Source organism: Aquisphaera insulae (genome assembly GCF_011064615.1).
GTDB classification, from domain to species: domain Bacteria; phylum Planctomycetota; class Planctomycetia; order Isosphaerales; family Isosphaeraceae; genus Aquisphaera; species Aquisphaera insulae.
This window is the reverse complement of sequence record NZ_JAALJH010000093.1, coordinates 1-20,409: the sequence shown is the minus strand read 5'-3', so window position 1 is coordinate 20,409 and position 20,409 is coordinate 1. Positions and strand designations below refer to the sequence as shown.

Here is a 20,409-nt window from a genome sequence, read left to right as displayed (position 1 = left end):
CGGGCCTACCAGAACTTCCACCACGGCTTCTTCCTCGATGCCGGCCGATTCGTCTCGATGAGGCGATGGAGGACCGCCATGGCCTCGTCCATCGTCTCCTGGGAGGCACCTCGATCGGGGACGACCAGGGGATACATGGTGATGCCCGTCAGGTCCGGCTTGCCGCCCGCCTTCTCGATCACCTGGATCAGCCCGTGCGACTCCGCGTTGTAGAGGCCCAGCGCCTGGAAGTCGGACTGCGGCATCGACTCGCGGAGCTGGGCGGCGATCGCCCGGGCGCGGGAGTAGGCGGGGAGTCCCATCAGGGGGACGTTGTCCTGGACCCGGCCATCCCGCCGGGCGCGGATAATCGTGGCGGGATACGGCGGCTCAAGCCCCTCGAAGAGGACGCGGCCGAAGGCGATCGTCGAGAACGACTCCACCTCGTGGACGAGATCAGGGTTGTAACCCCGGGCGACCATGTCCGCCATGAGCTCGTCGGCGGTGTCGAACTTCGCGAAGTTCTCGGCGAAGTGACGGATCGCCTTCTCCAGCTTCGCCCGGCGGGCCAGCGTCTTGGAGTTGCGGGGGAACTCGAAGACGGCGAATCGGGTCATGTAGCCGAAGTCGCGCCCGAGGGGCCGGGCCGGCCAGTCGGGGTCGCGGTGGGAGACGTCGTGGCCGTCGATCTCGAGCTCACGCCGCCAGCCTTCCGGCCCCTGGTGGGTCACGGTGGCCTTCGCCAGGTGTACGCGGCGTGGGGCGGCGGACTCAGCCGCGTAGCGGAACCACGGCATGGACTCATCGGGCGAAGAGCCCTTCGGCGGCTCCGCGATCCCCCGCGCGATCGACGGCCCGACGTAGGCCCGCAGGCCCGGCGGCAGGCCGAAGCCCCCCGGGCAGTAGCCTTTGGATTCGTCGCCCCCCTCGACGTTCGCCTGGCAGGTCATGCAGACCGGCCGGTCGTCGAGGAACGACCGGATGGGCCCGGCCACCAAGGTCATCCAGATGCCGGCCGCCTGGCCGAGCGCCCGCTTGCGGTCGTCGCCCATCCCGAAGAGGCAGGCGTCGAGGATCTCGTCGTCGTGCTCGTGCAGGGTCGTCAGGACGTGGGCGTGGACCATGCCCTCGTTCCAGCCGGGGGAGGACTCGCGGACCTCGGCCCGGAGCGTCACCCGGCCGTCGAAGAGCTGGAGCGAGTCGTTGTCGCGGCGGGTCCAGCCGCCGAGGTCGCCGCCGTGCTCGACGATGCAGGACTCGATCAGATCCAGAAGCTCGTCGGAATCTGACATGCCTTGTCCCTGATGAGAATGACGGGCGTCGACGCGATGCCCCATCCCGCCGATGATAGCAGAACGGTCACTTGCTCGCGTCGCGCGTCCCGCGGCGGACCCCCAGCCGCTGGATCTGGGGGAGGGCCTCGCCGGAGAAGCTGGGGTTGGACTGGGTGCCGGTCAGGTGGACCATGAAGATCTGGGCGCTGACCTCGCGCACCAGGTCGCTGACGACCGGCAGGTGGAGGCGGTCGCGGCCGTAGAGGACCTTCAGGCGGATGTCCAGGTTGCCCATCGGGTCGCGCTTGCCGTTGCCCTGGAGGCTGAACGCGGTGCCGGTGAGCTTGATCGGGTCCAGGATCGCCGTCCCCTGGTTGATCCGGAACGCGACGTCGGCGGAGTCGAAGGCCGTCTTGCTGACGTTCCGCGCCGGGTCGAAGAGCGAGAGGTTGCTGTTGATGAAGTTCACGAACTTCATCGCCAGGTTCATCTCCCCGAGGTCCCCCTCGGTGACGTGGGCGTCGCCCTGGCCCTGGACGCTGCGGATGTCGCTGCCGCGGCCCTTGAGGGCGACGGCGGCGTCGAGGGCCCCGCGGAACGACTGGTGGCCGGGGACGGTGCGGGCGTATTCCTCGAGCCGGGCCCCGGCCAGGCGGAGCGAGGTGCTGTAGCTGGGCGAATCCTCCAGGCTGATCGTGCCGCCGCCGGTGAGATCCCCCTTCAGGAGCTTGCCCTTGAATTCCTCGAAGCGGGCCTGGCCGCGCTCGATGTGGAAGGCCGAGGTGAGCTGGGTGACCTGCTGGTCCATGACGTCGACGCTGGCCAGGTTGAACCGGCCGTGGACCTCCAGCCCCAGGCCGTTGGACCAGCCGCGGACCTCCTCGAGCTGGCCCTGGATGTGCTTGAGGGGCACCTCCGACGTGATGCTGTTGTCGCTCAGGACCACGCTCATCCGTTCCCAGCGGCACCAGGCCGGCTCGCCGGAGACGCCCGACCAGCCGATCCTCAGGTCCCCGCGCGCCCGGAACGGCCGGCCGTCGTCGAGCCGCCTGGCGAACTTGGCCATGAGCGGGGGCATGACCTTCCTCAGGTTCGGGCCGAAGCGGATGTCCTTGACCTCGAGCTCGCGGACCGCCAGGTCGAACCGGCCGCTGTCCTCCACGACCACGTCGCCGACCTCGAACCGGACCGGGGCGTCGTGGAAGACGAAGGTGACGCCCGTCATCCGGACCTTGCCGTTGTCGAATTCGAACCGGCCGCCGACGTCCTCCATCCGCAGCTCGGTCATGGCGCCGGGCTCCACCCCCGGCTGTGCCGGGCGGGGGAGCTTCAGCCGGACGCTGGACTCCTGCGGCTTGGGGGTGATCGCGATGTGGTAGCGGTCGGGCTTGCCCGCCTCGAGGAAGACGGCCGCGTCCACCTTGCTGGTCCCTTGCGGGTCGATGATGGCCCAGGTCTTCTGCCAGGCCGGCTGGAGCGACCTCCGCAGGTCCTCGTTGAACGGCAGGTCCTCCGCCCCGATCTTGAGGTCGATCCGCAGCGGCGGCTCCCCATTCGGGAGGTCGGGCCGCGGCAGCCTCTCCACCCGGCCGTTGCCCACGATGGTCGCCTGGCCGTTGCGGCCGCGGAGGCCCCGGAACTCCCAGCGGTCCGGGTGCAGCTCGAGCTGGCCGGTGAGCCCGCGGACCGTGTACGGCAGGCCGACCCAGGTGATCTCGCAGTCCGGGTTGAGGTCGAGCAGGGCATCCACCAGGACGGTCCCCTCCGGCTTCGCGTCGGGCCCGACCATCGGCCGGCGCCGGACGCGGACGTCGCCCTTGACCGAGCCGCGCGGCTTGAAGTCGTTCACGACCTTGCGGACGTCCGGCGGCATGGCCTTGAGGAGGGCGTCGTCGACGGGGACCGCCTCGGCGTGGATCGCCAGCTCGACGACCGCGTCCGGGCCCGGGTTGTCGATCTTGCCGGTGAGCCGCGCGGGGCCCTCGCCGACGAGGCCGTGGAGGTCCACGGCGAGCTGCTGCTTCTCGAGCGTGAGGGTGCCGCTGAGATGCTCCAGCGGGTAGGCGAAATGGCGATACGTGGCGCCGACGTCGTGGCAGACGACCGTCGCCCCGGCGCCCACGGGGCCGGCCGGCAGGTCGCGCACGAGCTGGACGTAGGCGTCGACCTCGCCGTGGGGCTTGAAGACGCTCCAGAGCTCCGCGAACTGCTCCGGTGTGCGCGCCTGGAGCCTCCGGTCGAGCTCGAGCTGCAGGAGATCCAGGCGGAGGTCGAAGGGGCCGTCGAGCGACGGCCCGGGCCGCGCCCAGCCCTCGGCGCGGAGGCGAGTGCCGCCGTTGGATCCCTCGGCGCGGCGGATCGTCAAGAGGCCGTCCTTGAGGTCCACGTCGGCCAGGAAGTTGTTGAGAGAGAAGGGGAGCTTCGGGCACTCCCAGGCGCCGCCGCGGAGGCTGGCGGAGGCGTCGTACTCCAGGCGTCGGTCCTCCGTCTGCTTCGGGCGGAAGGCCAGCCGGCGCAGCTTCAGGTCGATGTCCCCCCCCTTGAGGGCCATGGCGTCGAACGTGGGGGCGGCCTGGGGCGGGAGCCTGCGGCGGAGGTTCTCCGAGAGGGTCAGGCCGTCGAGATTCCCCTTGAGGTCGACGTCGCCGGTCCTCGGGTCGATGGTCCCCTCGAGGACGACCTTGTTGAAGAGGTCCCCCGTCGCCGTCCCCTCGAATCGGAGCCGGTCGCCCGCGGCTTCGATCCGCATGTTGACCTCGCGGAGGATGGCCACGGCCCCGGCGGTCGAGGGATCGTCGACCGCCGGCGGCGTCGCCGCGGGGGCGGGGCTCGCGGCCCTCGCCGGGCCGGGCTCGCCGCGGGAGGCCGAGGTGCCGCGGGTGCGGACGACCCCGTCATCCACGCCCGGCCGCTCCTCGGCCAGCCGGAGCGTGACGCCGACGGGGGCCGGATCGGCGCCCGGGGCCGGCCGGGGCCGCGGCGGCTCGGCGGCGATCATCTCCACGGTGCCGTTGCGGATCACGATCGGCGGCGGGTTGTTGATGGCCTGGGCCGGCCACGGGTCGGCGATCAGCCCCTGGAGGTTCCAGGTCCCGTCGCTCCGCTGGCAGAGGTAGAGCTTCGGCTGGCTGATGATCACCTCGCGTGGCTCCACCCGGCCGTGCATCAGCTCGCGGGGGTCGACACGCACGCTCAGCCAGGCGATCCTCGCGGCCAGGAAGGGCCGGCCGTCGATCCGCTGCCGCAACTGGACGTTCCGGAGCGAGACCTCCCCCTTCAGGATGCTCACGCTCGCCGGCGACGTCTCCAGCGTCGAGCCGGGGAGGAACCGTGCGGCCTGGGCCCGGACCAGGCGGGCGATCGTCTCGCTGTCGGTCACGAGCTTGTACGCGAACCAGCCGGCGCAGGCCGCCATCAGCAGGAGCAGCGTCAGGCCCCAGAAGATCGCCTTCATCAGCCGCAGCTTCTTCCGCACCCGCATCCGCAACCCTCCCGCGACGGGCCGAAGCCCGATGATCGTCCCCCCCCGCGGCCGTCCTCAGCCTCCCGCCTCGCCCGCCCGCCGCCGGAGCCATGACCCCACCCCGAGGGCGGCGAGCCCCATCGCCGGGACCTCGGCGGGGATCCGGTAGCGCATCGAGCTGGCGAAGGCCAGGTGGAGCACGCAGAAATACAGCAAAGGGCCTGCCAGGAGGACCCAGCACCGCGGATCTCGGCGACGCGACCAGAGCCCCAGGGCCGACATGGCGAAGATCGGGACGACGACGATGGTCGATCCGATCGCCACCCAGGCCGAGCGGATCCCGGCCGCATTCGGCCAGGGGCTCCAGTAGCGTCCCAGCTTGACGACCGCCAGCCCGAGCACGCGGCCGGGATGCCCGGCGGCGAACGCCAGCGCCCGGCTCGTCAGCAATCGGTCCTGTCCCAGCTCGTCGAGCGGCCAGATGTCCGGGTCGCCCAGGAACGTCATGTCGCTGGCCCCCGTGGCGGCGGGATTGAGCCCGTCGTAGAGGCTCGCCCCCATCCAGACGGCCGTCGGGACGAACCGGCCGTAGATCCCCGCATTGCGGATCCACCAGGGGCTCATCACGATCGCCGCGCCCAGCAGCGTCGCCCCGCCGACGATCATCGCGGGCCGCCAGGCGACGCCCCGCCCCGCCGGACCGCGGGCGATCGCCGGCAAGCCCGCGACCAGCACCGGCACGAAGAGCGCCCACGAGGGCCGCACCAGCACCGCGAGCCCGCCGGCGGCCCCCGCCGCCAGCCCCAGCCCGAGGAGCCGCGCGGCCGAGCCCTCCGGAGTCCGGTTCGCCGCCGCGGCGAGCGCCCAGAGCATCGTCAGCATCAGCGGCACGAACGCCGCCTCGGAGAGCAACAGGGCCGACAGGATCGCGAAGTAAGGGTGGGCCGCGACCAGCAGGGCGGCCGCGAGCGGGACCGTCCAGTGCCGCTCCCGGCCGCGATCGCCGCCCGCCAGGGGCCGGTCGGCGTCGTCCCCGAGGACCTCGCGGACCAGCCGGTAGACCAGCCAGACGGACAGCGTCCCGAGCCCCGCCTGCACCAGCCTCGCCCCCAGCGGTCGATCGCCGAGGACGGCCTGGCAGGCGGCGAGGAAGGCGGGATATCCGGGCGTCCGGAGGGCGAAGTGGGGGATGTCCCCCCATTCCAGGATCTCATAAGGCACCCCCGCGCGGATCGTCCGGGCCAGCGTCCAGTAGTAGTCCGCGTCCGGGAAGAGGCAGACGTGGGGCGATCCCGCCCGGCGGACCTGCCACTCCACCGCGCAGGCGGCGACCACCCGGAGGAACAGCGCCAGCTCGAGGATCCGCCCGAGGGAGGGCGCAAGGGCGAGGCTTCGCGGTCGTGGCAGGGGCATGCGCGGCCACTCACTTCCACTTCGAGGCGAACGGGGATCATGATCCGGCCGGGATGGGCGGGCCAAGCGGGTGCCGGATCGTATGTCAAAGCCGAGGTTGGGTCAATTGCAACCGAGCGGCAGGGGGGACTGCGAAGGATGGGCGAGGTGGATCGCGGCACGCCGTCCCGGCAAAGGTCGAGGCGCCGGCGCTCGCCGGACTCGACCACGGTCTCGCGGCCCGGGCGGGCGCCTGGTACGATCGGGGGATCATCCCGGGGCCGAGCCGTGGCGCTCGGGCCGGCTCGAAGATCGCGCTCATCAAGTCTCCTTCGGCCGCCGGCAAGGGGTCGATACCGTGGCGAGCCCGCTTGCGGATCGCGAACTGCTCGTCGAGGCCCTGGCCGTCCACCTGGGGCTGGTGGCGCGGGGGGACATGGACCGGGCGGTGGCGAGCCGGGAGGCGACGGGGCCGGCGCCGGGGCTGGCCGCGGTCCTGCTCGAGATGGGGCTCGTGGGGACCGACCGACTGGCCGCGCTCGAGTCGCTTGCGGCCGCGTTCCTGGACCGTCATGGCGGCCGCGTCCGCCCCTGCCTGGACGACCTTTCCTCGTTCTCCAGGCTCCGCCGGGAGCTCGGGCTCGACCGCCGGCTCGCCGCCATCGAGGGCCTCCATCCCACCTCGATGCCCACGCCGCCGCGGCCCGAGGACCGGAACGGGGACGGGATCGCGGGCGAGGCCGCCGGATTCGTGCCCGGCTTCCCGCGGCTCGAGCCCGAGGAGGACGACGACGAGGATGACGGTGCGGGGCGGGACGACCCGGCGATCGACGAGGCCGACTTCGCGCTCGACCCGGGGGCCGACGGCGCGACGGGGGGGCGGTTCCAGGTCCTCCATCCTCATGCCCGCGGGGGCATCGGCGTGGTCTCGGTGGCCTTCGACGCGGAGCTCCGGCGCGAGGTCGCCCTCAAGCAGATCAAGCCGGAGAGCGCCGACGACCCGAGCAGCCGGGCGCGGTTCCTCCTGGAGGCCGAGGTCACCGGCCGGCTCGAACATCCGGGGATCGTGCCGGTCTACGCCCTGGGCTTCGACGAGCAGGGCCGCCCCTACTACGCCATGCGGTTCGTCCGCGGGATCACACTGGAGGAGGCCATCGCGACGTATCACCGGCGGGGGCCCAAGGGGGAGCCCTCGGCCGCCGACCGCGAGGACATGCTGGAGCTCCGATCGCTGCTGGGCCGGTTCGTGAGCGTCTGCCACACCGTGGGATACGCCCACAGCCGGAAGGTGCTGCACCGGGACATCAAGCCGGCGAACATCCTCCTGGGGCCGTACAACGAGACGCTGCTGGTGGACTGGGGCCTGGCCAAGGTGCTGGGCCCCCCGTCGTCGGAGTTCCCGCCGCTCCTGCCCTCGGCGCCGCCGGGGGATCGGCCGGAGGGGCCGCCGCCGGGGTCGCGGCGGCGCGAGTCGCGGCGGTGGCGACCGCCCCTCGGCTCGTCCAGCTCGACGGACACGGTGGCCGGCATGGCGTTCGGGACGCCGGCGTTCATGAGCCCGGAGCAGGCCGAGGGCCGGCTCGACCAGCTCGGCCCCGCCAGCGACGTGTACAGCCTGGGGGCCGTGCTCTATGCCGTGCTCTGCGGCAGGCCCCCCTTCGAATCGGCCTGGTGCGAGGTCACCTCGCTGCTGGCGAAGGTCAAGCTCGGCGAGTTCCCGGCGCCCAGGGTCGCCCGCCCCGGGGTGCCGCGGCCGCTCGAGGCCGTCTGCCTGAAGGCCATGGCGCGGAGGCCGGACGATCGCTACCGGGACGCCGAGTCGCTCGCCGCGGACATCGAGCGGTGGCTGGGGGACGAGCCCGTCGTCGCCTTCCGAGAGCCTCGCGGCGCCGCCCTGGCGCGGTGGGGGCGGCGGCATCGGCCGCTCGTCGCCGGCGCCGCGGCGCTCCTGGCCACGGCGGTCGTCGCGCTCTCCGTGGGCCTGGTCCTGCTCCGGGGCGAGCAGCAGCGGACCGCGGAGCAGGGCCGCAACGCGACCCGCAGCGCCGCCGAGGCGAGCGAACGGGCCGCGCTCCTGAGCCGCCGGGACTACATCAACCGGGTGAACCTCGCCCATCGCGAGTTCCTCGACGACAACGCGGCCCTGGCCGAGGGGATCCTCTACGACTGCCCGACGCCGATGCGGCTCTGGGAATGGTCCCACGTCATGCGCCAGGCCAACCAGGCGCTGGACTCGTTCTACAACGACGCGACCTCGCCGCAGGACGTCTGGTGCCTGGCCTTCAGCCCGGACGGCCGGCGGCTGGCCTCGGGCTCGGGCCCGTGGTTCCAGGCCCACGACCGGCCGACCGCGGCGCTGGCGGTCCGCGACCTGGACACCGGCCGCGTGAGCTTCGTCCGCCGGGGCCGGGCCGGCGCCGTGCAGGCCGTGGCCTTCAGCCCGGACGGCCGGCGGGTCGTCGCGGCGACCGGGACGAGCGACAGCTCGTTCAAGGGGGTGATCACATGTCATGATGCCGTCACCGGAGAGGTCCTCTGGTCCGCGGAGGAGCCGGACGTGAACGTCCTGGGCCTGGCGTACGCGCCGGACGGCCGGGCCGTGGCGGCGGCCTGCGGGGGCTTCAACAACTACGACGCGGCCGGGTACGTCCGGCTCCTCGACGCCGAGGCGGGCAAGGCCCGGGGGACGATCCCCGGCGGGCCCGGGGGCGTCGTCTCGGTCGCCTACAGCCCCGACGGCGGCCAGGTCGCGATGGCCAGCCGAGGGGTCGTGGACGTCTGGGACGTCGCCCGGGGCGCGCCGGCCTTCCAGCTCCGCGGGCATCGCGAGTTCGTCTACTCCGTGGCCTTCAGCCCCGACGGCCGCTGGATCGCCAGCGGCGGCTGGGACCGGACGGTCCGCCTCTGGGACCGCCGGACGGGGGAGCCGGAGCGCGTCCTGGTCGGCCATCGGGGATTCGTCCGCGGGGTCTCCTTCAGCCCGGACGGCCGCCGCCTGGCCACTTGCGGCGAGGACAAGAGCGTCCGGATCTGGGACGTGGAGACGGCCCGCTCGCTGGCGTCGTTCCACGGCCACCAGGGGTTCGTCCATTGCGTGGCGTTCAGCCCCGACGGCATCCGCGCCGCGTCCGGGAGCATGGACGCCACGATCCAGGTCTGGCCCGCCGCGGCCCCGGAGGCCCAGGTGACCTTCCGCAACGGATCCGGCTGGGTGGGGTCCGTCGCCATCCGCCCCGGCGGCGGCCGCGTCGCCACGTCCCACAACGGCGACGTCCGGGTCTGGGATCCCCGCACCGGCGAGGAGATCTGGAGGGCGCCCGGCCCTCGCGGCCTGCTCGGCCGGATCGCCCTGGCCTTCACGGCCGACGGCTCGGGGCTGGCCGCGGCCGGGCCCGACGGCCGGATCCACCTCCGCGACGCCGAGACCGGCCGGATCGTCCGCACCCTGGCGACGCCCGATGGGCCCGTCGTCGCCGCGGTCGCCAGCCCGACCGGGCCGCTCCTCGCCGCCGCGGGGGACGACGGGATCATCCGCCTCTGGGACCTCCGCGACGGCTCCCTGCGGGCCCGGCTCGCGGGGCACACCGCCGCGGTCAACGGCGTCTCCTTCAGCCCCGACGGCCGCCGGCTCGCCTCCGCGAGCGAGGACCGGACGATCAAGCTCTGGGACGTGGACGCCGCCCGCGAGACGGCCTCCCTGGCCGGCCACCAGACCGGCGTCAAGGGCCTGGCCTTCGCCCCCGACGGCCGATCGCTGGCCAGCGTCGGCGGCGAGTATCGCGGGCCGAACCTCTCCGAGGTCTTCATCTGGGACGTCGCCACCGCTCGCCGCGTCCGCACCCTCCACGGCCACACCAGCCTCGTGCAGGCCGTCGCCTTCTTCCCCGACGGCCGCCGCCTGGCCACCGCCAGCGACGACCGGACCATCCTCGTCTGGGATCCCGACAACGACGACATCGTCTTCACCCTCCGCGGCCACACCTCCGGCGTGGTCAGCCTGGCGATCAGCGGGGACGGCAAGCACATCGTCAGCGGCGGCATCGACTGCACGGCCCGGGTCTGGACCTCGGAGCGGCCGGCCATCGACCTGGCCCACGTCCGCCGCCGCGCCGCCGTCGAGCTCGTCCAGTCCCTCTTCGACGCCAGGCTGCTCCGGGCCGGGGTGATCGACGCCCTCAGGAGCGATCCCCTGCTCGACGACCCCCTGCGGGCCGAGGCCCTGTCGGTCGCCGCTCGCCGGGCCGAGGACGCCCAGGGCCTGTACGAGGCGGCCTGGCTGACGATCGTCCGCCCCCACAGCACCCCGGAGCAGGGCCTCCAGGCCATCGCCTGCCTGGAGGCCGCCGGCCGGATCATCGAGGACGACCCGGCACGCCTGGCCGAGTGCCGGCGCGCCCTCGCCCTGGCCTACTACCGGGCCGACCGGCCCGCCGAGGCCCTCGCGTGCCTGGGCCGCCCGGAGCCCGCCGGCGGGCCGGCCGCCGCGGCCGGGCCGTCCCCGCTCCGCCTCGCCGTCCGCGCCATGGCCAGCCGGAAGCTCGGCCGCACCGCCGAGGCCCGGTCCGCCCTGGGCGAGCTCCGCTCCCTCGTCCGCACCGCCCCGGCCCCCGACCCCGTCGCCGCGGGGCTCCTCCGCGAGGCTGAGCAGATCGTTAACGAATAAACATTAGTAGCTATTGTGATCGGACGGCGGAGGCTCATCCGCGCGTCCGGAGCAGCCGGAGCGAGTTGGCGACCACGACCAGGGTCGTGCCGACGTCGGCGGCGATGGCCATCCAGAGGTTGGCCATCCCCAGGACGGCGAGGATCAGGACCATCGCCTTGGTCGCCAGCGCCAGGATGATGTTCTGGCGGATGACGGCCAGGGTGGACCGGCTGAGGCGGATCAGCCAGGGGAGCCGGCCCAGGTCGTCCGCCATGAGGATGATGTCCGCCGTCTCGATCGCGGCCCCGCTGGAGATGCCTCCCAGCGAGACGCTGACGGCGGCGGCGGCCAGGGCCGGGGCGTCGTTCACGCCGTCGCCGACCATGCCGGTGGGGCCGTGGGTGCTCGCCAGGTCGGTGATGGCCGAGACCTTGTCGGCCGGCAGGAGCCCGGCCCGCTGCTCGCCGACGCCGAGCTGGGACGCCATGGCGGCGGCCGTCCTCGCGTTGTCGCCGGTCAGCATCACGGTTCGCAAGCCCAGGCCGCGGAGCTGCGCGATGACCTCGGCCGCCTCCGGGCGGGGCCGGTCCGCCAGGCGGATCCAGCCGAGCGGGCCGGACGAGGCCGTCACCGCGACCGACGTTCCCGCGGCCTTCTCCGCCTCGTCGAGCTCGTCGTGGAAGCCCGGCCGGCAGAGGCCCGCCTCGTCGATGTAGCGATGGCTCCCGAGGTGGTACTCGACCGAGCCCACGGTGCCGAGCGCGCCCTTGCCCGGGATGGCCCGGTAGTCGTCGGCCGGGGGGACGTCCAGCCGCAGGTCCCGCGCGTGGCGGGCGATCGCCTTGCCCAGGACGTGGCCGCCGCGATCGCCGAGCGCCGCGGCGATCCGCAGGACCTCGTCCCGGTCCCCGTCCGTCGGGCCCGACGCGGAGACGACCTCCACGACGTCCGGCCGGCCCAGGGTGAGGGTCCCCGTCTTGTCGAAGGCGAGCGCCCGCAAGCGGCCGATCTCCTCGAGGAACTCTCCCCCCTTGATCAGGACGCCCCCGCGGGCCGCGGCGGCCAGGCCGCTGACCACCGCCACGGGCGTGGCGATCACCAGGGCGCACGGGCAGGCGATCACGAGGATCACCAGCCCCTTGTAGAACCAGTCGTGCCAGACCAACCCGGCGGGCCACGCCCCTGACGCCGCCCACGTCCAGAGCGGCGGCGCCAGGATCACCAGCAGCGAGATCGCCACCACCGCCGGCGTGTACACGGCCGCGAACTTGCCGATCCGCCGCTCGACGGGCGCCCGCCCCGCCTGGGCCTCGCGGACCTGGGCCACGATCCGCGAGATCAGCGAGTCGCTCACCGGCCCGGTCGCCTCGACCTCGAGCGTCCCCTCGCCGTTGACCGTCCCCGCGAAGACCGGGTCGCCGGGGCCCCGATCCACGGGGACCGACTCCCCGGTGATCGCCTTCTGGTCCACGCCCGACCGGCCCTTCAGGATCAGGGCGTCGCTCGGGATCGTGTCCCCGGCGCGGACGAGGAGGCGGTCCCCCTTGGCGATCCGGGCGGCCTCGATCCGCTCCACGCGGCCGTCGGGGCCGATCCGCTCGGCCGACCGGGGGGCCACCTCCAGCAGTTGCCGGATCGCCCGCCGGGCCCGATCCAGGCTCATCGACTCGAGCGACTCCGAGAGGCCGAAGAGGAAGGCCACGGTCGCCGCCTCGTCCCACTGCCCCAGCAGGATCGCCCCGAGGATCGCCAGGCCCATCAGGACGTCGATGTCCAGCCGCAGCCGGCCCAGGGCGCGAGCCGCCCGGGGATAGAGCCAGACCCCGCCGCAGACGACCGCCAGCGCATAGCCGGCCGTCGCCAGCCTCGACGCGGTGCCGGGCTCGAGGCCGAGCCTCGGCCCCAGCCAGTCGATCGCCGTGGCGACGCCCAGGGCAATGCCCGCCCCCGCGGTGGACGCCCAGCGGCCGTTCCGCGACCACCACGAGGCGGCGGCCTCCGGCCCGGCGGACGGCTCCTCGGCCCCCACCAGGCTCGCCTGCATGTGGGCACGCTCGGTTACCCGCCGCAGGACCTCGCCCGGCGAGGTGGTCCCGGCCTCGAAGTCGACCGTCATCAGGCCGTTGATCAGGTCGAATCCCAGGTCCTGCACGCCGGGCATCCCGCGCAGGGCGTCGCGGAGGATGGCGACCTCGGTCGGGCAATCCAGGCCTCGCACGCTCAGCGTGCACCGCGTTCGACTCATCCTGTCCTCCCCGTCCGGGACCTCGAGCTCCGGCAAACCGTGCTCGAATTATAGGGGGAAAGCGCCGATCGGAGAACGGGATCCGCGGGATCGGTGCGGATGACCCGTCGGGCGGCCGGGAAGGGCTTCGGCTTGCCATGGGCCCGGCGTTCGGGTCGAATGCCTGGGATGGATTCGGGCCATTTCATCGAAGGGGCGTGGGCATGGGCGAGGCGCCGGGGTGCCTGGTGCGTTACGGCTTGACGGGGCACGTCGGCCGATTCGCGGTCGATCCGGCGGGCGGGCTCGAGCTCGGCCGCGGGCAGGCGGTGGTCGTCCGCACCGATCGGGGTATCGAGCTCGGCGAGGTCCTCGTCCCCGCCACGGCCGCCGCCTCCGGAGACCTCGACGAGTCCTCCCCTCGGCTGCTCCGCGCGGCCGATCCGGAGGACCTCGACGCGGCGAGGCGCTGCGAGTCGCTCCGCCCGGCGCGGTTCGAGGCATGCCTCGACGTCCTCGACGGGGCGGGTTGGGACCTCGTGCTGCTCGACGTCGAGCCACTCCTCGACCTGGAGACGACCATCCTCCACGTGCTGGCCGATCCCGACGCGGACCTCGCGCTCCTGAGGGCCCGATTCCGGAGCGTCGCCGATCTCGACGTCGTCTTCGAAGCGTGCGGCGCCGATCCCCTCGCCGCCCCGGCCCGTACGCCCGCGGCGCGAGGCGGCTGCGGCGATTGCGACTGCTCGTCCGGCGGCTGCGGCTCCCGAGCCGCGGAGCCCGAGCCCGAACCGGCCGCCGCCTCGTGCGGCACCGCCGGCGCGCACTCGGGCTGCGCGAGCTGCGGACTCAAGCGACGCTAAATGAATAAATACATGAAAACGGGTGATTAGGCGCGTGTCACTCCGGCCTCCTCCATCTGGGCCCAGGCGGCCGCGAGCGAGCCGTCGAGGTCGATCCCCCGGCAGCCGGCCTCGATGACGGTGACCTCGAAGCCCAGGCGGCGGGCATCGAGGGCGGAGTAGGCGACGCAGAAGTCGGTCGCCAGGCCGACCAGGAAGAGCCGGTTGAGGCCCCGCTCGCGGAGGTAGCCGGCGAGCCCGGTGGGCGTGGAGCGGTCGTTCTCGAAGAAGGCGGAGTAGCTGTCGATCTCCCGGAGGTAGCCCTTGCGGATGATCAGCTCGCAGTTGCGGACGTCCAGCTCCGGGTGGAACCGCGAGCCCTCGGTGTCCTGGACGCAGTGGTCCGGCCAGAGGATCTGCGGGCCGTAGGGGAGCTCGATCGTCCCGAATGCCCTCTCGCCCGGGTGGCTCGAGGCGAACGACAGGTGATCGTCCGGGTGCCAGTCCTGCGTGAGGATGACGTGGGAGAACCGCCGCGAGAGCCTGTTGATGACCCTCGGCACCTCGTCCCCGCCGGGGACGGCGAGCGCCCCGCCGGGGCAGAAGTCGTTCTGCACGTCCACCACCAGGAGGACCCGGTTCTCCCGGGGCGTGGCGGAGTGAATCGCCCGGCCCGCGGTCCGGGCCGCGGGGATGATCCCGGAGGTCAACAGCTTCGAGGCCGTCATCGAGCTCGTGGACGACGATTGCAGCATCGACGTCACCGAGGGCGAGGGCCCTTGCTGGATGACGCGGAGCTCCTCGATCAGCTCGGCGTGGGTCTGGTGGCGGTCGCCGGGCTTCTTCGCCATCATCTTCGCGACGAGCTGCTCCACGGCCAGCGGGACGTGCGAGGGCAGGGGGGGCGGATCCTCGCGCTCGATCAGCCGGAGGAGGCCGAAGGCCGAATCGGCGAGGAACGGTACCCGGCCGGCGAGCATGTGGTAGAGCGTGGCGCCCAGCGAGTAGACGTCGGCGCGGAGGTCCACCGTCGAGGAGTCCAGGAACTGCTCCGGCGGCATGTACGCGGGCGTCCCCAGGGCGGTGCCGGCCTCGGTCGGCGCCACCAGGACGGCCGTCGCGTTCGGGTCGTCGGAGACGCTCGGCGTGCCGGCGGCCGAGGCGACCTTCGCCAGGCCGAGGTCGGCGAGCTTCACCTGGCCGGCGGCGGTGAGCAGGATGTTCGCCGGCTTGATGTCGCGGTGGATGACCCCGACCTGGCTCCACGCCTCGGCCAGCGCCCGGGCCACCTCGGTCGCGATCTGGAGCGCCCGGTCCACGCCCACGGCCTGGCGCTCGGCGATGTGGGCCTCCAGGCTCTGGCCGTCGACGTACTCCATGACGATGTAATACCGGCCCTCGGCCTCGCCGCAGTCGAACACCCGGACGATCCCCGGGTGATTCAGCCGGGCCGCCAGCCGGGCCTCGCGGAGGAACCGCTCCGCCCCGCGGTCCTTCGCCACCTGGTTGGGGTGGAGGAACTTCACCGCGACCGGCAGGTCCAGGTCGTCGTGCCACGCCTGGAAGACGACCCCCATCCCCCCCTCGCCGATCCGGGAGATGAGCCGGCAGCGGCCGATCTTCGGCAGTCCAGCGACGGGGTCTTCGGGCATGATCGGGCCTCGACGGATCGGACGGGACGGCGACCTTCTCGCCGTTCCTTAATCTACTCTCGGACCCCTCCCCGGGCGAACCCCAACGCCCCCGGCGGCGGCGATTTCGCGGCGTGTCCCGCGCCGCCGGCACCGTGCCGGGCTGCGTCGGGCCGGGTCTCAAGGAGGCGGCGACCGGCTCCTCCTTGGACGCCATGCCTGGCTTTGCTCGTCGCTCCTCCTGCTTCGAAGGAGTCGCCGCAAGTCCTTCCCCGGTAACGTCCGGGCCGCGGTTTTCGATTGGCTTCGCCGGGGCCGACTCTTCCCGATTCGGCTCTCCTTCCTCCACCACGGCCACCCGGAGATCTTGCGCCGGGGCGAGGAGTGTCGGTGCCGAGCCTTCGGGTTGCGGCCCGCTCTCCGTGCCCGCCCGGCGGATCCGGCAGATCTCCTCGAGGACCTCGAGGAACTCCCGATTCATCGCCGAGGCCGCCCGTCGGAGTCGCTCCACCGCGGCGCTCGCGGCGAGTGCCTCACGCGCGGCCCGGTCGGCCTCGGTCTCGGACTGGAGGAGCGTCAGCCGGTCGATCTCCTCGTCGACCCGTTCCAGGAGGATTTCGCGGGCCTCCTCCTCGGCCCCCGGCTCGAGCTCCTCCTCGCGCCAGACCAGCGAGTTGAGGATCATCGCGGGACGTCCCGCGGCCCGCTCGCGGGCCATCGCGAAGAAGGCCTCGCAGGCGGCCGGCCCCTCCGGGTCGATCGCGTTGAGCGCCAGGAAGATCCCGATGGCGTCCGGGATCATGGTCACGTCGAGGGGCTCGTAGCCGAGCAGTCGGGCGATCCTGAACCGCTCCGAGACTCCGAACGGCGTCCCGGTCTCGATCCGGGTGCGCATCCAGGCCCAGGCCCGGAGCAGCCCGGTCCGCCCGACGGACGATTCCTCGAGCTCCTCGACGATCTTCCACGACCGGTCCTCGACCTCGTCGTCGCCGGGCTCCTTCCAATCCAGGAGCCGCCACATCAGGTCCGCCGCCCGACTTGCCGCATCGGCCTCGGTCGCCTGCCGGCGCTCCTCCGCCTTGCGAGCGGCCCGCGCCAGGTAGGCCGACTCGGCCCGCTCCGCCTCGTCGATCTTGCAAGAAAGCTCGGCGGCCCGCCTCAGCAAGACTCTCTCCTCCTCGGTCGCGGCCGAGCTGGCCGCCTTGAGGAACTCGGCCACGCGGTCCTCGATCGCCCGGGGATTCGCGGCGGCCAGCTTCGGCTGGGGCTTCTTCCGCGCCTCCGGCCCGTAGCCGTTCCGCCGCGATCGGGACTTGCCTCGCTTGGTCCTGGGGCCCGTCGAGAGCCGTGCATTCTGCCGATTCGCGGTGATCTGGGCCGGGGTCGCCATCGTCGGGAGCCTCCGCGTCGAGGAGAACCTGCCTGGGAATCGAGCGCGCGCAGTCGCAGCCCTTACTCAATACAATCCCGAAAAAGGGCCGGTCGGTTTCACGATTCCGGAAAAATGTGGAGGTATTCGCCGCGGACGGGCGGACTCATTCGTCGAGATCGACGCCTTGGTCCTCGAACCGGACCCTGGCCCCCGGTTCGAAGCGAGGGGGCGGCGATTCGCTCTTCCTGCGGGCCATCGATCAGGCCTCCCCCGGGCGTCCTGGCCGAGCGCTCGGGATGAACGGAATCAGCCCTTTCCGCAATGCCTCCTCCTGCCACTCCCGCTTCAAGATCCGAGCGTCGACGAGGAATCCGTTGATCTCGATCATCCAGGCCATCGGGTTCTCTTCCAGGCGGCTGGGAAGAGTCCAATGGAGGTCGAGGGGCCGCATCCTGAACATTTGCCGGATGGCCTTCGACTTTCCCTGGCCGGTGCTCTCGGCCACGCCGAACGCCTTGTCGATGGCCGTCAACTTCAGGTGCGGCTTGTTGCTGCGGTCGTCGAGGTAGTTGACCCAGCCGATCGTGCGGACGACCCCGCACGCCCAGGTCGTTGGCTTGCCCGCGAGCAGAGGGGAAGGCCGCTTGCGGGCAAGGGCCGCAACGAGCTTCCGACAGAGGGCCTCGTACTCCTTGGTCAGGTGCTCTCGACAGAAGGCGTCCGTCAGCGCCACGACGGCGTCATAAGCGGGCCGGGCCGTCGCCGGGATCTTGTCCTCTTCATTCCGCTCTCGCTTGCTCCCGGCCATGATCCTGCCTCTCCAAATGTGCTCTTCTCCAGTTTGTTCTTCCATCATCCCCCTTCGACTGCCGTCTGCCAACGCCCTGCTCAAAGGACGCTCATCCCCCGTGCGTTTCAACGTCGGAATTCTCCTGGATCCGCGTCACGGATTGCTCGGCCAGAGCAACGACTTCCTCATCGGTCGGGCGTGGAATGAACCTCAAGGGCCTGTCCAGGCGTCCCGGGCGACGAACCGCCCTGACAACGAAGTCGTAGGGGGACGTGGGACGGCAAAGGACGAACGAGCCGGATCGTCAACCCGGTACGGGTCGTTTCGCGGATTGGATTGCCGCAATCGGTTCCTCGTCCCGGGAAGCGGCCCGTTTGATCCGCTTGCTCGGCCATCGCTGCCTCCGATAGGCTGAATCCCGATTGGGTACATTCCCATGACGATCCCGTGGTCTGGCGGAAGGGCTCACCGATGGCGACCGTGATCGAGTCCGGACCTTCGCAGGCTGCGACCGCGGACGCTCCGTTTCCCCTGACGGTCGACGTCTTCGCCCGGATGGTCGAATCGGGGCTGATCCCGCGCGATCGCCGAGTCTACCTCCGGGGCGGGAGGCTCTTCGAGAAGATGGGAAGGACCAGGGCTCATGGATATGTGGGAGCCGCGATCACCAGGGCCATCACCCGTCGGTTGCCGGACGGCTGGAGCCTCCGGCCGGAGAGCACGATCGAGATCGATCCCTCCGATGCACCGCTTCCCGACTTCTCGATCATCCGTGGCGCGAACCCCCTGGATTTCGGCCCCCCCGATCGCTATCCGCGACCGGCGGACGTCGGTCTCCTGATCGAGGTGGCCGTCACGAGCCTCCGCGACGATCTGACCTCCGCCCTGGAGCTTTATGCCCGGGCCTCGATCCCCGTCTACTGGGTCGTGGATGTCCCTTCGAAACGCCTCCTGGTCCACACGGAACCGCGGATCATCGAGGGCCGGGGAACCTACTCGCGGGTCGAGACGATTCGCGGCGGCGAATCCGCCCCGCTCGTCCTCGACGGACAGGAAGTGGCTCGCATCCCCTTCGATGAGATCCTGCGATGAGCGACGGCCATGGGGTTGAGTGCCGAGGGGATGAGGATGACCCGGTCGCCCGGGTGGTCGAGTCGCAGGCGCGGCGGGCGATCTCGGGATTCGGAGGCAATCTCGCGTTCTTGCGGAAGGCGATGGAGAACGGCTGGATCCCCGGGTGCGAGGAGCCCGGAATCGCGGAGCACCTGGACGTACTCCGCCGTCATCTCGCGGCTGAGAACATGGCGGAGGACGACGAGTTTCTCCTCCGGTATGCCCTTACCGTTCCGGGAATGCAGCGCGGGATCGTCCCCCCCGTGATGGTCCTGGACCCCGACCGGAACGGATTCTCCGTCCGTCGGCAGCGTGAGGCGGGAGGGCAAGTAAGCCGGTTACGCGAGGTGCTCGATCTCGGCCGGGCGTTCCTCCCCGGGTTGGACCGGGAGACACCGCAGGCTCTCAACCAGATAGCCGACGTTGCCACGAGCTGCCCCTTGCCCAGACCCATGCCGGAGATCGATGCGTTCCGCCAGCTCTCCTCTCCGGAAGGACGGGAAGTTGCATCGCGGGCGATCGGTCACCTCGAGAGCCCCCGCGGGGCCGTGCGCAAGCTGGCGATGAGCTTGCTCCGCAACATCGCATGCTATCGGTTCGAGCCGCTCCCGCCCGGGACCTGCCGCGTCCTCCGAGAGCGAGGCATCCTCTGGCCCTCTTTCCTGTTTCGCGACGCCGGCGATGATGAGGCACACGCACTCCTTGATGAGATATCCCGGACGGACGACCCGCCAGACCTGAACCACCTCTTGCTGTGCCTCGCCTGGACCCGTGGCGACGTGGCCACGGCGAGCTTCCGCCGCTGGGCCGAGGAGCCTCCCGGCTGGGCGCGGGGCCGGAGAGTGCCCCCGTCAGACGACCTGCCCGATGCCGGCTGGTGGCTGGACGCTACGGGGGAAAGAGTGGAACTTGTCTCGCTGCGCTGCCACCGCCTCCGGCCGGCCGAGGCGGACGCGCCCGGCGTCATCGCCTGTCGCCGGCCCATCGCGGAGTCGTGCCCGAGCTGTCATTCCCCCCTGGTCGAGCTGTTCGACCTCGAGGCCGCCGATGCGGTGCTGCCGGCCAACGCCCCCCGCCGGGTCATCGGCTGCCTTTATTGCGCCATGTTCCAGCCCACGTTCGTCGCCTACCGCGATGACGGCGCCTGGGAATGGCTGGCGCCCCGAACTGCCGCTCAACAACCGTTCGAGGTGCCACCAGCGACCCGATACGTCATCCTCGAACCGGCCCCGTGCCCGCCCTTCGCGACGGCGAATGTCTTCGAGATGGACGATGCGACGACGCTCGGCGGCGTACCGATGTGGCTCCAGGACGCGGAATACCCGCGCTGCGTGGGATGTGCCGCTCGGATGACCTTCCTCGCCCAGCACGACAACGCGGCCCTCCGCGACGAGGGCATCTACTACGCCTTCTACTGCCCGGCGTGCCGCATCATGACTGTTCATTACCAGCAGACCTGAAACAGGCCCTCGCGGAGCGACCGGGCCGCCCGCCCATCGCCGTCTGGGAGCCCCGCCTGCCCGCCGTAACAGCCTTCCAGCCGAAGACTGGGATGTTGGAGATATGGTCTTCTTAGCCCGAAGGCGGGGCCTGGACTCGCTGATTTCCGTCGCGCCTGTCGCGGCCCGAGATGCGGTGGGAACACGGCCCGGGCGCGGTCAGCAGCTCGCGCCGGGGCTCGGCA

General features: G+C 71.9%; 11 protein-coding genes and 1 pseudogene. 5 read left to right on the top strand and 7 right to left on the bottom strand.

The window, feature by feature from the left end; all coding sequences use genetic code 11:
- Positions 1-5: 5 nt before the first annotated feature.
- From G6O54_RS31010 to G6O54_RS31000, 3 genes are all read right to left on the bottom strand, one after another.
- Complete coding sequence (locus tag G6O54_RS31010; RefSeq protein WP_165232617.1) at positions 6-1,271, bottom strand: DUF6348 family protein; 1,266 nt, start codon at positions 1,269-1,271, stop codon at positions 6-8.
- 67 nt (positions 1,272-1,338) lie between these two features.
- Complete coding sequence (locus G6O54_RS31005; RefSeq protein WP_165232614.1) at positions 1,339-4,734, bottom strand: AsmA family protein; 3,396 nt, start codon at positions 4,732-4,734, stop codon at positions 1,339-1,341.
- A 57-nt stretch (positions 4,735-4,791) separates the two neighbouring features.
- Positions 4,792-6,129, bottom strand: a complete 1,338-nt coding sequence (locus G6O54_RS31000; protein WP_165232611.1) for a glycosyltransferase family protein — start codon at positions 6,127-6,129, stop codon at positions 4,792-4,794.
- 337 nt (positions 6,130-6,466) lie between these two features.
- On the opposite strand from G6O54_RS31000, the gene G6O54_RS30995 reads away from it, so the two are divergent.
- Complete coding sequence (locus G6O54_RS30995) at positions 6,467-10,771, top strand: protein kinase domain-containing protein (RefSeq protein WP_165232607.1); 4,305 nt, start codon at positions 6,467-6,469, stop codon at positions 10,769-10,771.
- Positions 10,772-10,805: 34 nt separating this feature from the next.
- On the opposite strand, the gene G6O54_RS30990 is transcribed toward G6O54_RS30995, so the two are convergent.
- Positions 10,806-12,998, bottom strand: coding sequence for a heavy metal translocating P-type ATPase (locus G6O54_RS30990; RefSeq protein WP_165232604.1), 2,193 nt, complete (start codon positions 12,996-12,998; stop codon positions 10,806-10,808).
- Between the two features lie 203 nt (positions 12,999-13,201).
- Between G6O54_RS30990 and G6O54_RS30985 the strand changes: the two genes are divergently transcribed.
- Positions 13,202-13,840 carry a hypothetical protein gene (locus G6O54_RS30985; protein ID WP_165232601.1) on the top strand — a complete coding sequence of 213 codons (639 nt, stop codon included), beginning with the start codon at positions 13,202-13,204 and terminating at the stop codon, positions 13,838-13,840.
- Positions 13,841-13,866: 26 nt separating this feature from the next.
- Here the strand turns inward: G6O54_RS30985 and pncA are convergent, their stop codons facing one another.
- Together pncA and G6O54_RS38955 are read right to left on the bottom strand one after the other, a co-directional pair.
- A complete protein-coding gene (pncA, locus tag G6O54_RS38960; RefSeq protein WP_369432162.1) occupies positions 13,867-14,484 on the bottom strand; it encodes a bifunctional nicotinamidase/pyrazinamidase in 618 nt (205 codons plus the stop codon).
- Positions 14,485-14,649: 165 nt separating this feature from the next.
- Positions 14,650-15,471: pseudogene (locus G6O54_RS38955) on the bottom strand (serine/threonine-protein kinase); the annotation flags it as partial.
- A 1,112-nt stretch (positions 15,472-16,583) separates the two neighbouring features.
- On the opposite strand from G6O54_RS38955, the gene G6O54_RS30975 reads away from it, so the two are divergent.
- A complete protein-coding gene (locus G6O54_RS30975) occupies positions 16,584-16,742 on the top strand; it encodes a hypothetical protein (protein WP_165232595.1) in 159 nt (52 codons plus the stop codon).
- 339 nt (positions 16,743-17,081) lie between these two features.
- On the opposite strand, the gene G6O54_RS30970 is transcribed toward G6O54_RS30975, so the two are convergent.
- The gene (locus G6O54_RS30970; protein ID WP_165232592.1) at positions 17,082-17,630 is read right to left on the bottom strand and encodes a DUF6398 domain-containing protein; all 549 of its coding nucleotides are present in this window, start codon (positions 17,628-17,630) and stop codon (positions 17,082-17,084) included.
- Between the two features lie 453 nt (positions 17,631-18,083).
- On the opposite strand from G6O54_RS30970, the gene G6O54_RS30965 reads away from it, so the two are divergent.
- Together G6O54_RS30965 and G6O54_RS30960 are read left to right on the top strand one after the other, a co-directional pair.
- Entirely contained in the window at positions 18,084-18,704 is a 621-nt protein-coding gene (locus G6O54_RS30965; protein WP_165232589.1) for a Uma2 family endonuclease, read from the top strand.
- Positions 18,701-20,185: a hypothetical protein gene (locus G6O54_RS30960; RefSeq protein WP_165232586.1), complete on the top strand. Its 1,485-nt coding sequence runs from the start codon at positions 18,701-18,703 to the stop codon at positions 20,183-20,185. Before G6O54_RS30965 ends, G6O54_RS30960 begins: the two co-directional genes overlap by 4 nt.
- Positions 20,186-20,409: the final 224 nt, after the last annotated feature.